This is a genomic window from Pseudomaricurvus alkylphenolicus (assembly GCF_011683955.1).
Taxonomy (GTDB): domain Bacteria; phylum Pseudomonadota; class Gammaproteobacteria; order Pseudomonadales; family Cellvibrionaceae; genus Pseudomaricurvus; species Pseudomaricurvus alkylphenolicus.
The window spans coordinates 330192-346735 of sequence record NZ_JAAQPI010000001.1; the positions used below are offsets into that span (position 1 = coordinate 330192).

Annotated in this window: 11 protein-coding genes; 3 read left to right on the top strand and 8 right to left on the bottom strand. The window is 51.3% G+C overall.

What is annotated here, in order from left to right:
• Nucleotides 1-32: 32 nt before the first annotated feature.
• Both HBA55_RS01320 and HBA55_RS01325 read right to left on the bottom strand, forming a co-directional pair.
• Nucleotides 33-1331, bottom strand: coding sequence for a serine hydrolase domain-containing protein (locus tag HBA55_RS01320; RefSeq protein WP_240945881.1), 1299 nt, complete (start codon nucleotides 1329-1331; stop codon nucleotides 33-35).
• Nucleotides 1332-1492: 161 nt separating this feature from the next.
• Nucleotides 1493-3673, bottom strand: a complete 2181-nt coding sequence (locus tag HBA55_RS01325; RefSeq protein WP_166985911.1) for a TonB-dependent receptor — start codon at nucleotides 3671-3673, stop codon at nucleotides 1493-1495.
• A 510-nt stretch (nucleotides 3674-4183) separates the two neighbouring features.
• Between HBA55_RS01325 and HBA55_RS01330 the strand changes: the two genes are divergently transcribed.
• From HBA55_RS01330 to HBA55_RS01340, 3 genes are all read left to right on the top strand, one after another.
• Nucleotides 4184-5224 carry a helix-turn-helix domain-containing protein gene (locus HBA55_RS01330; protein WP_166985916.1) on the top strand — a complete coding sequence of 347 codons (1041 nt, stop codon included), beginning with the start codon at nucleotides 4184-4186 and terminating at the stop codon, nucleotides 5222-5224.
• Between the two features lie 212 nt (nucleotides 5225-5436).
• Nucleotides 5437-6057, top strand: a complete 621-nt coding sequence (locus HBA55_RS01335; protein WP_166985922.1) for a Crp/Fnr family transcriptional regulator — start codon at nucleotides 5437-5439, stop codon at nucleotides 6055-6057.
• Between the two features lie 85 nt (nucleotides 6058-6142).
• The gene (locus tag HBA55_RS01340; RefSeq protein WP_166985927.1) at nucleotides 6143-7297 is read left to right on the top strand and encodes an acyl-CoA dehydrogenase family protein; all 1155 of its coding nucleotides are present in this window, start codon (nucleotides 6143-6145) and stop codon (nucleotides 7295-7297) included.
• A 48-nt stretch (nucleotides 7298-7345) separates the two neighbouring features.
• On the opposite strand, the gene HBA55_RS01345 is transcribed toward HBA55_RS01340, so the two are convergent.
• The 6 genes from HBA55_RS01345 to HBA55_RS01370 all read right to left on the bottom strand — a co-directional run bounded on the left by HBA55_RS01345 (nucleotide 7346) and on the right by HBA55_RS01370 (nucleotide 16467).
• Complete coding sequence (locus tag HBA55_RS01345; protein WP_166985931.1) at nucleotides 7346-9664, bottom strand: methyl-accepting chemotaxis protein; 2319 nt, start codon at nucleotides 9662-9664, stop codon at nucleotides 7346-7348.
• Between the two features lie 248 nt (nucleotides 9665-9912).
• Entirely contained in the window at nucleotides 9913-12165 is a 2253-nt protein-coding gene (gene nqrF / locus HBA55_RS01350; protein ID WP_240945850.1) for an NADH:ubiquinone reductase (Na(+)-transporting) subunit F, read from the bottom strand.
• 12 nt (nucleotides 12166-12177) lie between these two features.
• Nucleotides 12178-13185 (bottom strand): alpha/beta hydrolase, encoded by a 1008-nt coding sequence (locus tag HBA55_RS01355; RefSeq protein WP_166985936.1) that lies wholly within the window; start codon nucleotides 13183-13185, stop codon nucleotides 12178-12180.
• Between the two features lie 13 nt (nucleotides 13186-13198).
• Nucleotides 13199-14185: an aldo/keto reductase gene (locus tag HBA55_RS01360; RefSeq protein WP_166985940.1), complete on the bottom strand. Its 987-nt coding sequence runs from the start codon at nucleotides 14183-14185 to the stop codon at nucleotides 13199-13201.
• Between the two features lie 18 nt (nucleotides 14186-14203).
• The gene (locus tag HBA55_RS01365; protein WP_166985943.1) at nucleotides 14204-15226 is read right to left on the bottom strand and encodes a LacI family DNA-binding transcriptional regulator; all 1023 of its coding nucleotides are present in this window, start codon (nucleotides 15224-15226) and stop codon (nucleotides 14204-14206) included.
• A 47-nt stretch (nucleotides 15227-15273) separates the two neighbouring features.
• A complete protein-coding gene (locus tag HBA55_RS01370) occupies nucleotides 15274-16467 on the bottom strand; it encodes a DUF4432 family protein (RefSeq protein ID WP_166985946.1) in 1194 nt (397 codons plus the stop codon).
• Nucleotides 16468-16544: the final 77 nt, after the last annotated feature.

The window sequence follows — 16544 nt, forward strand, 5'->3', positions numbered from 1 at the left end:
GTTTCTGAAGTGATCGGTAGAAGTTCGTCAAACTACAGCAGTGATTGGTATGCTCTTGCCTGAAATTGATCGTACAGATCAGCCAACGGATGGAACTGGTAACAGAATACGTGGGTAAAGAATAGTCCGACAAGTTCTTCACTGGGATCCACGAAATAGCTCGTGCCTCCTGCACCGCCCCAGCCAAATTCCCCCACAGATCCCGGCATATGAACGCCTGCCAAAGTACGACGTACCCCAACGCCGAATCCAAACCCATAGCCAGGTACCTTGAATAGATCGACCTCACTATCAGGAATATGGTCCGTTGTCATGAGCTCTACCGTCTTTCTCCCTAGTAGTTGATTGCCTTTCCATATTCCATTATCCAACATCATCTGAGCATATCTTAGATAGTCACCCGGCGTAGAAATTATGCCTCCGAATAGCCCGTTCCCGGACATCAGCTTTCGATCAGGGTTAATCGATTTCTCTGAGGTTTCGGGGCGATCCCTGACTACCATATTTCCATCCGTATCCCATCCATACTCAGTGGTTAATCGATCCAGCTTTTCCGGATGGCAGTAGAAATCACTGTCCAACATGCCCAGGGGCTCAAGCAATTCCTTTGAAATCAGTTCGTCAATTGGTGAACCCGTTGCCCGCTCAAGAAGCAGAGTTAGAACATCAAAATCAGCAGAATAGTGCCATCTTCTTCCTGGATGAGATGCCAAGGGAAGCTGTGAAACCGCTAATACCATTTCTTCATAACTGCGGTCAGGATTGTTTATGGAATCAGACAATAGGTCAGAAGGATGGAACCCCGTACCACGCCAAACTTTCTCTAGTGTCGCCTGATGAGATGCGGCCACCATGGGAAAATGCGTGGAGAATCCACTTGACATTGTCAACAAATCTCGAATCGTGATGTCTCGACACGCGGGGGTTTCCAGCATCTGCGCATAACATCCACGAACATGGTCGGATGGTTCGCTATACTCAATGGAATTAACAATGAGGTTGGAGAATTCGGGCAAGAATTGTGTTATTGGCATATCCAATAAGATCAGTCCCTTCTCGTACAATCGCATTGTCAGCGCAGCCACAAGAGGTTTTGTTTGAGAGTACATTCTAAAGAGACTGTCTAACGCAAGAGGTGACTTGGCTTCCATATCCTTATAGCCCTGTGCTTCTGCATGAACTATTTTCCCCTTGCGCGCGATAACCGTGACCGCCCCAGGTATCATCTTGTCATCAATAGCCTTACTGATTAAATTTGAAATGCTACCAAGCTTTGCCGCTGAAATTCCTACTTCTTCCGGATCACAATAGGGCAATGGCATATTTTTCATTGTAGTCACAATTAATCTCCAAACGTTTTCTGTTTATCAGCCGTACAGATTGGTGAAGTGATAAACACTGTAATTAATTCAACGAACAGTTCAGTTCCAGTACCTAATCGCTATAAAGAGAGATTTTCCTGGTATCGGGATCTAAATGGCGTGTGGCGAATTTAGTATCTGTACTTCAGATTTACACCGAAAGTTCTGGGTTTTACTCGGGGCCCAAGAACACTCGGATCAAGAGTTGATCCGACGGCACTTGTCAGACCATCTTCATTTAGCAGATTATTTGAAAAAAGGAACAGACCCCATTGTTCCGCTTGAATGCCCAGACGTAAGTTTACACTTGTGGATGTATCGCTGTTGTAAACCTGACCTACAGAATATATTGGCTTTTCATCGGTCTGTTGAATTCCCAGATGCAGAACACCTTCCAATCCATCCCAACCAGAAAGCGACCGATTGTAATCGATTGAGGCATAAACAGAATACTCCGGGACTTGTGTAATCTGAGAGCCCGACTCGATGGTAGCGCCAGGCGATCCGAATGAATTTTTATATTCGGATTCATTCACATTACCCCCCATTTGAATACGCAACCCTTCTAAGGGAACATAAACAATATTCAAGTCCATGCCATAAGATACTGCCTCTCCAACATTACGTCCTACCAGAAGCGGCGCCTGGAGACCCGGGACACCAGGGACCGGCGCAAAGATGGTTTCAAATGCCTGCGTATCCGACCAGTCATTGTAGTAAAGTGCGAGCTCTAAACTGAAACGATTATCCTCAGATTGAAATTTACCGCCAACTTCATAAGTCCATAATTCGTCCGGTTTCGCGGCAGCTTCAACGTTTGTAGTACCAAATGCTGTAAGCTGAGACAAGAAAGCGTTGTGTGCCCCCGGCCTGAATCCCTTTGCAATGTTGAGATAAGTCATCGAGTTATCTGTCCACTGAGCGGTCAGATTAAAGCGGGGGGTTACATCATCAGAGCTTGCCTCTCTGTATGTCGGAAGTCCGACCAAAGATCCAGCTAGTACATTGAGAGGTGTAACTTCGTTGGCTTCACGCTCGTCTTCAACATAGCGAAGACCAATTGTCGCCTCCAGTTTGTCATCCCAGAATCTATAGTGTAGCTCTCCAAACAGTGCCCACTGTTCCGCTTTATACCTTTCACTCACAGCACGAATGACAGGATCAGTTGGAGGAAATTGGGGGAGAAAAGTGAAATTCAGCCTTTCTTTGGACTCTTGATAAAAAGCACCCAGAGTCCATTGCCAGTTACCTTCATGGGTAGAAGCCAGGCGAAGCTCTTGATTGAATGAACGATTGGATGTCTCATTCAAGAGATCATTTAGAGGTGCCGTAGTTGTTGTCACACTTTCTGATGAGAAATCAATGTAGCTGGAAGCAGAATACAATGTGGCACTGGTAAATGCATACTCGAATGTCAGGTTATAGAGAGTGTATTCATTGTTGTCGATTGGATTTCGTAAAGATGGCATTATCGGGAATGCCAAGTTAGGAGATTCGTAAGCGTAGTCTTCATTTGTATAGATCGGGGCATTTTCAGTTTCTGAATCCCAGATAGAAGCTCTCACCTCCATGTTCTCTGCGGGTGTGTAGGTAACCTTTGCTCTAAGGTTTTTACGCTCTGCATCATTAAAGTTACTGTTTCCGCGCGCTGGATCAGAAATATAGCCGGAGTCATCCTGATAGCCTGCAGCGATGCGGATACCCAACACGTCCTCTACAACGGGTACATTTACAGCACCGGAAATCTCATAATTATTTTCCGATCCTTCGGTGGTCGATACTGAAGTATCAACCTTGGCTTCAAATTCTGATGTATTCGCGTTAGTGGTATGAACGATAACCGCACCGCTGGACGACCCAGCGCCGTAAAGCGTGCCCTGAGGCCCTCTAAGAACCTCAATTTGCTTGAGATCGAATGCCCAGATAATTGGCACGAATGAAGTATTGACTCGAGTGAAGGGGAGATCGTCAAGATAATACCCTACAGTCGCGTCACCAAAGTCCGACGAGATACCCCTTATCTGAATGCTCGCCGAATTGGCGTCAGCAGTTTGCGCAAGATTAAGACCAGGTGTCGATTCAAGCACGTCAGCAATTGAAGCGGCTCCGATTGCTTCAATACTGTCGCCAGTCATCGCACTGATACCTTGCCCAACTTCCATCAAGTTTCGACCTTCACCCCGTTTTTCGGCAGTAACTATAATCTCCTCTATCGTGAAGTCTCCACTGTCAGCACATACGCCGCTGTTTAGCAGTCCGATAGTAACTGCCAGTAGGCTCATTTTAGAGACCAGTGCATTGAATTCAGTCATTACTTACTCTCTCCTCGTATATTGCTTTCAGTTATTATCTGCTGGTTTAAAGACTGCAAATAACCAATCAGGTACACGAGAAATATACTTCACAGTGAGAACTCAAACATTTAGATTTGGCCAGATAATCTCTATTTTAGGTCGGGGAAGATTTGACGAGTAGCTCCCTAAACCTGGACAGGAGATGACAGCAATACCGGTTGATTTGCAGAATTTGGGAACCACCGATCAAAGATGCATTTCTCAATTAATAGCCTTAGCAAGTTCAAAAAACTGTTGGGAAACATGCATTGGACATCCCATATCGGTACTTCTAGCAAGCGATCGATCGCCGAAAGAGTGTTTAGATAGGCATGATCGGAACCAACTCTGGGAATCTACATACGAGTTTGCAGCGCTTGAATAACGCGATAACCAATTTATAATCTAGTCGAGCGGTTTGGACCTTCGTTTATAACGAAGAGCAATCCACAGCAGATATTTATAACCAAATGAAATAAGAGTGCTGTAATGCGCCCTATTATTCGCGAACAATCGACCAGCCTCTTTGGAGGCGATTTAGTTGATGTCAGTGCCCTTACTCCTGAATCCGAGTCGATAGGGATCGACAAAGGGAACATTCGTGATCACGTCCAATTAAGCTGTGGAAATAACCTTCTTCGAATCACACCGACACCATCAGACAGATTCAATTATTACGAAACCTGTACAATATCCAATGGCCTTTATCTCACTGTATTAAATATGGATCAAGAGGCCCGCTTTGCGCTCAGTTTGGATTGCAGTAATCTTATGGGATTTTGCATAACATTCAGCGCCATGGGAGAGACGCCTGCGGGTATCATTGAAACTAAGATCAATACCCCTCTTATATCCATGTTTTATGCCCCCGACGGAACCACCACCAATATAAGTCCTATTAAGTTTAGTAAGAGCCAGGGAGTAATTATTTATTTTCATAAGGATAGAATCGAATCCGCCCTGGGGATTAGCAAAACCGATTTGCCGAAAGAGCTGATGAGATTTTACAACAGCGCAAGAAGCTCCTTCCTGCTTCAGCCTGTAGAGCTTCCCCATTCTGCGATCGCTGCTGCTCATGAGGCTCTGGATGCTCCTGTACAATCGCATTTACGATATCGAGAGCTGGTAACTTCGGCAAATAATATCTTACTTGATTTTATCAGAGCACTGGATGCCGGAAGGAAACCAGTGGACATCTATGCTGACCGACTGCAACACGCACGACGGCTGCTTACTGAAAACCTGACTTCTCGATACACACTCGAAAGCCTTGCAAGAGAAGTAGGTATTGGCAGGACGAAATTAATCGAAGAATTCAAACAACACTTTGGCATAACGATTAATGAATACCAAAGAGACGTAAGACTCAATGAGTCGTACAGGCTTTTGAGTCAAACCAATCATGGCATCGCATTTATTGCTGAAGAGACGGGATTCAGCAGCCCCAACAACTTTACTACCGCATTTAAAAAGAAATTTGGAGTAACGCCTCGAGAACTGAGAAAACAGAAATTGGAGGTGATCCTGTAAACATAACAACGACGAGACACGGCCCAATCCAGTTACGCCTTAAGACAAACCAGTATTGACTAATTCACACCGTACAACTGCAATTTTACGCCAGCTGGCGTATATTCTTAAGTCTATGGCGCAATTTCAAACACGAATTCTTGGTCAGCCCATTAAACTGGACACAATCTTTTTGCATAGAGCGTATCGTAAGGGGCCTCCGTAATCTGACAGTGACACACAGCATTGAAGAAACCGCTCTGCAAGCAATGCAGCAGCGCTACCATGAGCTTGTATCCTTTCCGCAGGAGGATTGGGACAGACTTCGGCCCTATCTCTCGGTGAAGGTGGTAGACGAGAAACATTGCCTGCAAGCCATTGGCAAGAAATCCAGCAAACTCTACTTTCTCGTCGATGGCATGGTTCGCTTTTACTACATAACCCCGGAGGGCAAGGAGTACAACAAGGGTTTTTACGGGAAAAACAACACCATATTCTGCCTAAGCTCCTTTATTCTCGATGAGCCCAGCGGGTTTGGTATCGAAACACTCGAGCCCTCCGTTATCGTGGAAGCCAGCCTGGCAAAGGTCCGGGCCCATATTTTCCATTGCCCGGCCTGGCAGAGGCTCCATTTATACTGCTGCGAAAAGATGCTGGTTCATCACGAAAGGCGTGAAACCGAGCTTCTCACCATGTCCGCTCAACAGCGCTTTCAGCGTTTTGTCCGCAATTTCCCTGGGTATCTTGACCGCATTCCCCAATACCATATCGCCTCCTATTTGGGCATTACACCTGTGGCTCTGTCAAAATTCAAGCATCAATGGATGGAGGGAAAATCAACGTCATTAAACTAGTTTAATGTGCAGCATTGAGTGGATTCCTATCCTGTCTCTCATGTAACCGCAATTCTGCGTAGTTTATCCGAAGGAGACACCCTCAATGCAATTTACCGAAGAACACAATGCGATTCGCCAGACCGTCGCGAGTTTTGTAGATAAGGAGATCAACCCCTATTGCGATGAGTGGGAAAAAGAAGGCATTTTCCCTGCCCATATGTTGTTCAAGAAATTGGGGGATCTGGGACTTTTGGGAATTCACAAACCCGCAGAGTACGGCGGCATGGGGCTCGACTACAGCTACCAGACGGTCTTTTTGGAAGAGCTGGGCCGCATCCACAGCGGTGGTGTCTCCATGGGCATTGGGGTACAAACCGATATGTCTACACCTGCCCTGGCCCGTTATGGCAGTGATGAGCTCAAACGAGACTTTCTTGCTCCCGCTATCGCTGGCGACGTGGTGACATCCATTGCCGTCAGCGAACCTCATGCCGGTTCCGATGTAGCGGCGATCAAAACCAACGCGAAGAAAGACGGTGACGACTACATCATCAATGGCTCCAAGATGTGGATTACCAATTCAACCCAGGCTGATTTTCTTTGCCTGCTGGCGAACACCAGTGACGGTAGCGTTCATAGCAACAAGTCTCTGATTATCGTTCCCACCAACTCCCCTGGCATCTCTTTTTCCGAACGACTGGATAAGCTGGGCATGCGCTCTTCGGATACGGCGCAGATATTCTTCGATAACGTGCGCGTACCGCAACGTAACCGCATTGGTGAAGAAGGGATGGGCTTTACCTACCAGATGATCCAATTCCAGGAAGAGCGTATTTATGCCGCCGCCAACGTGCTGAAAGTCATGGAGCACTGCATTGGTTCCACCATCGAGTACACCAGGGAAAGACATGTCTATGGCAAACCTCTGTTGGAGCAGCAGGTGATCCACTTCCGTCTGGCTGAATTGCAGACCGAGGTAGAGGCACTGCGAGCGCTGACCTACGACGCAGTAGAAGGTTATGTCAACGGCATTGATGTCACTCTGAAGGCCTCCATGGCCAAGCTCAAGTGCGGCCGACTGGTGCGGGAGGTGGCCGATTCCTGCCTGCAGTACTGGGGCGGTATGGGTTTTATGTGGGACAACCCTGTATCTCGTGCCTATCGTGACCAGCGAATTATGTCAATTGGCGGCGGCGCCGATGAGGTTATGCTGGGCATTATCGCCAAAAAAATGGGGATTTTGCCTAAACGCAGATAGATATCGACAGAGTTGGCTTTGATAGTCTGGAAAATAAAAGCAGGCTCTTTACGACGTCTTATAACCCCCAAGCATCTGCCGCAATTGATTTGCCAGAACCGACAATTCAGTACTGCCACCGGCAATCATTTCCGCATTGTCGTTGGTCTTGGCCGAAACACTGGAAATCGCCACCACATTGTTGCTGATTTCGCTGGTGGTTGCACTTTGCTGTTCGGCTGCGCTGGCGATCTGCGCGCTCATGTCGTTTATCGCATTGATGGAGGAAACTATTTGATCAAACGCCGCTTTAGCCATCATGGCCTTGTCCACGCTGGAGCGTGAACCTACCCGACTGTTGGAGATAACCGAGACGGCACTCTTGGCACTGGTCTGCAATTGCTCAATGATGGCATGGATCTGGTGGGTCGAATCCTGGGTTCGTTGCGCCAGGCCACGTACTTCGTCTGCAACCACGGCAAAGCCGCGACCGGAATCCCCTGCCCGAGCGGCTTCAATAGCGGCATTGAGTGCCAGCAGATTAGTCTGCTCGGCAATACTTTCGATCACTTCCAGTACACTGCCAATTTTCTCGCTTTCGGCGTGCAGTTCCTCAATCACCGTGGAGGCACTTTCAATTTCCGTCGCAATGACTTCAATGGCGTTGCGGCAGTCCTCGATCACAACCTGACCTTCGCCGGTATTGGCGTGAGCCTTGCGTGCCGCCTCAGCGGCATTGCTGGCCCCCCGGGCCACCTCATCCACCGACACCGACATCTGGGTCAGTGCAGTAGCCACCTGCTGGGTTTGCTGATGCTGATTTTCAATGTCCTGTTTGGTTTCTCTGGAGACGGCTGAGAATTGCTCGGAGGAGGACGCCAGATGCGCCACCGAATCGTTCAGTTCAGAGACCATATTCAACAATTTGCCGACAAATACGTTAAACCAGTGCGCCATCTCAGACAGTTCATCCTTACCGCTGGCGTCAAGCCGCTGGGTCAGATCCCCCTCGCCTTCGGCAATATCTTTGACCATGGCGACGGTCTGATTAATGGGTTTAACGATCTGGCGGGAAAACAGCCAACCGGCGACTCCGGCAGCGAACAAGGTTATCAGTCCGGAAAATAGCCCTTTGCTGATAATGTCGTTACGCAAATCCACCACAGGCAACAGAGCCTCTTCGGCATCGATCTCGCTCATAATGGCCCAGTTCAAACCCTCAATACGCAGGAGCTTATAGGCGGACATCACTTCGACACCACGATAGTCCCTGAACCGGGCAAATCCCTCATCGCCAGACAAGGCCGCCCGGGTTCCTTCGGTATCCACCCTTTGCAAACCAATGCTGGTACCCTTGGCAGCCAACTCGTTCACCTGCGCCGTGGAAAGACCCACCTCTTCCATAGTACGAAGATAGCCATCCGGGTCCTCCTGCAGGAACCGACTCTGGCTGCGCATCGTCATATCCTGCCCCACCAGGTAGGTCTCGCCGGAGGCGCCCAGGCCAGTTTTCATCCAGTTACCCTGGTGCGTCATGACCGCATTGATCCGGTCGATGGGCATCTGGAAGATCAGCACTGCCACCTTTTCATCACCATCGTAAACAGGTGAGGCGATAAATGACGCCGGCGACTCGTAGGACGGCGTGTAGGGAGAAAAGTCCGTCAGCACCACTGAATCCCTGTCCGCTCGATTGGCTCTGCGAAAAGCCTCACCGAGGGTGCTGTTGGCAAACGACCCGCTGATCAGGGAGGTCGCATAGTCGACCTCTTTAAACACACTGTATACGATGTTGCCACTGTGGGGCTCGACAATGAAGATGTCGTAATAACCGAAGCGTTCGAGAAAATCGCGAATGTGAGGATGAAAACGCTGATGGGCCCGACTGTAGTCACTGCCGTCTTCGGCGGCAGCGAGCAAATGTTTTTCACCCAGTGGATGGGGATTGGCCTGGATATACTGATATTGGAGTTCCAGTGCGCGAGGTTCCAACTGATCAAGCATAGACTGCACTGGAGGACGGTTTCCGCCATTTTGCTCGCGGTACTGTCGAGCAAAATTCTGGATATAGTAGTTCTCCAGTTGTTCCCGTTTTGTCTCAGTATCACTCAGTGGCAGCTCTCTGTAGGCCTGGGAAAACTCCCGGGCCGCATCCATGATCATGCGATTATTGGAAAGCGTTAGAACCTGATTGCGGATGGTGTCAAAATAGCTGGTGATATTGGCGGCGGTGGTATCCCGGATGGAGACCAACTGACGTTGCGCCTGCTGCTCCAGTGTGTTTCTGCCTGATTCGATAGCGCCGAGCCCGACGACGAAACAACCGACCGCAACGGGTACAAGCGCCAAAAGTAAAGCGCCCAGCGTTAACTTGGTACGGATCTTCATGTGCCACCTCTCCCTGAGTCCCTGTAGCTGTCTCCATAGGCCGTTGTATGGAGTCTCTATAGCTTGGACGAACTTTGGCGCGCGCACCACAACTGATTTATCTATCAGCGTAAATAAAGTTTATTTATCAGGCCGCCGAGATCATATCTGACACAGTTGTTCCGTTCTTATAAATGGAAGAGGCTACCGAATGAGTAACTCGGTAGCCTCTTTTACGCTTTGATCGGTTACTTCCTGATAGTTAGCGGTCAGAACTCATCATAAGCAATCTGCCCTTCCGGCACTGCCAATTCCTCCAACATACCACGGGTTGCCTGCATCATCGCGGGCGGTCCGCACAGGTAGTACTCCACCGCTTTCGGGTCCGGGTGTGTGTCCAGTATCTGCTCGCGTACCATGTTGTGAATGAACCCTTCAAACGGCGCAGGCTCCTCCCCGTCCAGGGGCTCAGAGAACGCGTAGTGAAAGCTGAAGTTGGGGTATTTCTTTTCCAGCTCCAAGAAATAGTCCAGATAGAACATCTCCTTGCGTGAACGTGCACCATACCAGAAGCTGATCTTGCGATTGCTGCCCTGGGACTCTAGCAGGTTAGAAATGTGTGATCTCATCGGGGCCATACCGGCACCACCGCCTACGTAGATCATCTCCCGGTCGCTGTCCTTGATGCGGAAGTCACCAAAGGGCCCCCTAGCCGTTACCCTGTCACCAGGTTTAAGACCAAACACATAGGAGGAACCCGCCCCCGCTTTGCACAATTGTCCCTGCGGCGGCAATGCGATGCGAACGTTGAAACGCAATTGACGGTCACTATCCGGGTTGCTGGCCAGGGAATAGTTACGACGACTGGCCGCAGCATTGGAGGCTTCTAAACCGAACAGATGGCCTTCTTTCCAGGCATCACTATATTCCTCCCCAACCTCAATATCACCCAGGGTTTTGTCCCGGTATTCAGGAATGTCCAATTGAATATAGTCGCCGGGCTGGAATTCAAATCCAGGAGAAATCCGTTCGGGCTCCAATACCAGTTCTTTGATAAAAGTCGCCACATTATCATTGCTCACCACACGGAAGGCGTGTTCGGTCGAATCGTCCTCTTGACCCGCAGTAGAGATGTCCATATAGAGCACTCCATCGCGCCGCTCAACCGCATAGCTGTGCAGATTGACACACACCGGTGCGCGCTGAACCGAGCCGTCGCGTACATCGAAGCGACCGTTATGCTTGGAACATTCGATCAGGTTGCCCTTGACCAGTCCATCAACCAGATGGGTATTACCGTGGGTACAGATGCCGTCTGTGGCGTAGTAGTTTCCGTCTTCGGTGCAATAAACCGCGAACGTCAATTCGCCGTGATCGAAACGAATCACATCCTCACGTTGCAGCACGTCAGCATCACAGACTTTGATCCAGCCCTCGGCATCGGCTTGGCCGGAAGACTTGAACACATAGCTGTGTCGCGGCGGTTCGGGCTGTTTGCCCGGCAGCTCCCGCTCTACAAAATAGGTGGGGTCGTCAGACTGACGAATCACCGCCGGAATGATTTCCTTCCAGGCTTCGGCCAAACCCTTGTAGGGTTTTGGGCAATCGTGCTTCATCAACTCATGCAGGCGCGGCAACGCGTGGTAAGGCACCAGCGGGAACATATGGTGTTCAATATGGTAATTCATGTTCCAGTAGAGGTAGCGATTGATTGGGTTCATGTAAATGGTGCGGCTGTTTAGACGGTGATCCGTGACGTCTTCCGCCAATCCGGCGTGCTGACTCATACCGTAAATAATGCCCAGCCAGGAGCCATACAGCGACGGCAAACCGATATACATCAGTGGCAACCAGCTTTCTGCCGCCACCGCCGTCACCACAACAGCCCCGTATATGGCCAGATAGATTCGCGCTTTAAAAAATATCTTTGGCCATTCACTGTCCGGCACAAAGGCCGCTGCGCGCTCGGATTTTTTGCCCAGCGCGTGCACAATCATGCGCTGGATTTCCGCCCACATGGCTTCTACCTTAAAAAATGCCAGCACCACACTGCGCAAGTTAGCCGGACGAGGGACAGCAATTTCCGAGTCCCGCCCGACAATACTGGTATCCGTGTGATGGCGGGTATGGCTCCAGCGCCAGGTGGTGGACTCCCGGAAGATCATAAAAGAGGCGATTTCATAGAGGACGTTGTTCATCCAGTCGGTCTTAAACGCCGTACCGTGACTGGTTTCATGCCAGCGCGAATCCGACGAGGACGCATAGATAACGCCATACAACATAAATGGCAACACGGCCCAGACAGTGCCCCACAATACATAACCTGCCCAGCCCGAGCCCAGCAGCAAAGCAAACCAGATCAGCGTGTCTCGTATCGCGGGGCCGTCCTTGCGTTCCAGCAGTTTACGCATTTCATCCTTGGCGATGGGTGTCGCATACCAAACCGCATCCGCGAGCCCGTTTTCCAGTGCCTGCTTACTGGACTCTCCAGTCAGGCTGTAGTCCACCATTGGACGTTCCATAGGTTTTCTCCCCTAAGATGTTTGACGCTTGCGCCAGTGTTTATGCAAAAATTCAATACCGTCGCGCAGCGCGACCCGCCCCATGTCCACCTGCCCGGCCATAGCCACAAAGGCGTGTACCATGCCGTTGTACCTCACTACCCGGGTGTCGATGTTTTGGTTGTGCAAGGCAAGACCAAAGTGTTCACCCTCGTCACGCAGAATGTCGAACTCCGCGGTCTGGATCAGTGCGGGGGGTAACCCGGACAAATCGGCACACAACAGCGGTGCGACCAGTGGCTGTGTTCTGTCCTCGACCTCGCCCAGATAATGTTCCCGTGCCCAGACGTAAAACTCCGTTTCAAAAAAGTAATCGCGGGCGAAGCGGCGATGGCTGTCGGTGGAAAGTTCGCCGGGATTGGTAATGGGGTACATCAACCACTGGGCTGCGATAAGCGGGCCTGGTTCGTGGCCATGGCGCTGACGACAAAGTAATGTCAGCGCCGCAGCCAGGTTACCCCCGGCGCTGTCGCCGCCCACCGCCAGCCGTGAACCGTCGCCACCGTAGCGGCCAATGTTTTCCCTCACCCAACTAGTCGCTGCATAGGCGTCTTCGAGCGCGGCCGGAAACGGGTGTTCCGGTGCCAGGCGATAATCCACCGACACCACCACACAGTGGCCGTGGCGGGCAATATAGCGACAAAGACTGTCGTGGCTGTCGATGCTGCAAAACACCCAGCAACCGCCGTGCAGGAACAACAGCACCGGCAAAGTGGCTTCACTATCGGGTTGATAGATGCGTAAGCGCAGAAGGTCAGCGTCCGGCCCTTTGATATGAACATCCGTGACCTCCTCCAGCGGCTCGGCCGGGGGATAAAACGGTTGCAAAGCATCGGGGGCGCTGCGCACTGAAGCGGGCGTTTTTTCGGGTGGTGGTTGATCGCTTTGCTGCGCGCTGGATGCCACCTGGGCCAGTACCTCTTTGACCTGGTGATCAAGTTCACCGGCCCAGCCCTTTTGTTCCACATTGAATCGGCTCATAGCGTTGGCTGCCTCAGCGAGGGAAGTACTTGCGCTCGTAGAGGTTAAGCAACCAACGATGGTGACGGCGAATGTCATCAAACACCTGCTGCGGCAAGGCACCCTTGTCGGCAATGGCGATGTTCTCCATCGCCTGTTCGGTCACGTGCATACTGATGGTGGCAGTGGTGACCCCCGGGTGACTCAGGACATAGCGAATCGCCAGTTCGGTCAAGGATTCGGCGTACTCAGGGATATAAGCACGCAAGGCCTCGACGCGACGCAAATATTCAGGCAGGGGTCCGGAGGAAAAATAGCCATCACGAAAATCACTTGATTCAAATTGGGTATCCGGGGTCAGCAATCCAGTCAATCCGCCTTCATCCAATACACAACGGGCGATCACCGCGACACCCTGCTGCCGGCAAATGGGAATCAAACTGTCAAACGCCAGCGGATCGAAGATATTGATAATGGTTTGCACGCTGTCTACCAGACCGGAACGCACAATAGCGATGGCCTGATCATGGCGATGGTCCGGAATGGAAACACCGATATGACGGATTTTCCCCTGTTTTTTCAGGGTTAGCAGCTCTTCCAGCCAGTATTCGTTTTCATACTGAGCCCAATACTGATGCAGTTGCATCAGGTCGATGCAATCGATATCCAGCGCTTGCAATGAGGCTTCGACACTCTGAGTGACACTGCCCTTTGGATAGGCGATCTCCATGGGATTGGGAATGCCCCAGCCGCTGTTGGGACCGGATTCATCAGGACTGACCTTGGTGGCGATGAAGGGGCGCTCCCCCTGCCACTGTTTCAAAAAGCGCCCCACAATACGTTCGGAGTCACCATAAATACGAGCGGTGTCGATCATATTGATGCCACGGTCAGCACATTGGTTCATGCCGTCGATCAAGGTATTTTCATCAAAACTGCCAAAGGCGAAGTTAAGCCCCATAGCGCCAAAACAGAGTCGGGAAACCTGTCTTCCCGTGGATCCAAAATTCGTGGTTTGCATGGTTTTCTCTCCCAAGAACTAATACGTATTTTCAGACATAAAGATTTCCACCTTGGGCATCTGGATGCCCTGATTCACGGGCCGACCCTCGTTGTGGTTCAGCAACATTTCCACGACGGCGTAGATTTCCTGGCGAATATCCTGATTGATAATGGCGTCCACCCAGCCCTCCAGCATCAGTTTGCGGGTGGAGGCGTTGAGTTCGTGCGCAATAAACACCACTTTTTTTCCGCCCTCCTTTTCCTGCAACGCGCGGGAGATACCGGAGGTGCCACCACCGATGTTGTAAATGCCCAACAGATGCGGGTGAGCACTCAGCAATTCTGAAGCAATAAGGTAGCTGCGCTCGTCGTCATCGAGCACTTCGGGGCGTTCCACAATCGTCAGTTGCCCGAAGCGTTCGCGAATCATGCTTTTGAAACCCGCCTCCCGTTCTTCGTGGCCACGGTAACGATGGCTGCCCAAAAACACCGCAACTTCGCCGTGCTCGGGGCGACCAAGAAAACGGCCAGTCAGCAGGCCGGCGGTGCGGCCGGCCGCTCGATTGTCGATGCCCACATAGGCCAGTCGCTCGGAGTAGGAGACGTCCGAGATCAGGCTGATGACGCCCAGGTCGCGTGCGCGCAGTGTTTTTACCGCCGCCCGCACCAGAGGGTGATCGAGCGCAACAAAAGCGATGCCATCGCTCTCCTCCCCTACCTCGATCAGCTTGTCCGCCAGCGCCTGAGGGTCGAAGCCCGGTACCGTATGCACGTGCACATCCGCTTGCATCAGGGCAAAGATGTTTTCGGATGTTTGAATTTCCTTTGAAAAGTATTCGAAATAACGGGTGCGGGCGATTGGTAACACAAAGTCAAAACGGTAGCTGTTTCCCTGGCCCTGTTGGCTGGATACCTCATTCAGGTTTCGGGTACTGCGCATGGCGCCGAGTACTCGTTCGACGGTTTCGCCGCGCACACGCCCGCGCTGGTTAATGACCCGATCTACGGTGGCGCGACTGACACCGGCCTTGCGCGCGACTTCGTCAATAGTGACTTTCATGGTTACCTCTCTCAGTCAACAATAAGTCGCCAATGGGCGGGGACAGATCAGCGCCAGCGGCCGCTTGGCGTGACAAATTCACTGGCCAGTGGCTTGGCAATATTCTCCACCTGCTGCTCGAATACCTTTATCTCGTTGCTGCCATCCAGCACCGAAAAACGGGTTTCGTAGTCCCGCCTGTCACCATGTTCCAACCACTGCAGTTGTTGCCGCTCTCTGGCAAACTGGCGACCCAGCACGTGATTGGTGCTGGGCTCTATACCAAAGGCGTATAACCCCGACTGCAGGCATTGCCACTGGTAGAGGCTGGGGAACATGTCGTGCTGATACTCCACCGCAAAACCCAGACCCGGATCACCGCCGCGCCCGCTATCGAAACCATCGTTAACCAGCGCCACCGGTACACGCCCCTGGGCGTCAGCGGCTACTTGATGCTCATAAACCTGTTCTTCGAACGGGTGTTGAGGCGCCGCCTGTGTGCGATAGCCCACCCGTTGCGCTGTTGGTTCGTGAGCGGTCCAAAGGCAATCCGTCACCGGCGCCAGATAGCGACTGCCTTCGTCCAGCACCGGGTACCCGAGGTTGATGTGGTACATAAACATATGAGGCGTGGGGGAAAAGCCGAGGTTGTCGACCCGATCGTGGAGGGTAAACGAACTCTCACCCACCCGGGCTTCAATACGTCTCACCAAACGCAGATTTTCGCCAAACACTGCGGCCTGCCGAACCTCGCCTTGGCACCAGAGAATCAGCTCGTCTTCGCCATCCGGCCCCTTGCGTTCCTCCAGGCCAAAACCACCAAGCGTGGCCGGTATAAAACCAGCACGCCCATGTAGCGGCATGTTTATGCGGTCGCGGTGGGGGTAGTTGAAATGCCGGGCATCTTCATCACCGGCCCCCAGAATATGATCCAGGCCGCAGGTCATCAGCAAGCCGGAGAAAGAGCGCATCACACCGAAGCCATTTTCGGATTCCGGCTCGTTAAAACTCGGATGCCGAAAACCGGTTGGCGAATGCCAGCCCAGGGAAGCGCCGCGATGGTTGGCGTCACCGATATCCATGCCTCGGTCCAACAGCACCGTAAAACTGAAACCGGTGCCGGTGCGAAACTCCAGGCAGCGCACTCCTTGTTCAGCGCCTGCCTCAAGGGTAAAGGGCCGAACACCGGCAAACTGGGCGAGACTGCCGGTACGAGCCCGCAGCTGCTTTAGAGAAAGGTCTTTACCGTAGAGCTGAACCACAACTGCATCTCAACTTAACATCATTCATAGAGCCATGATGCAGCAAAATGATGTATTTATCAATATTAAACATCATT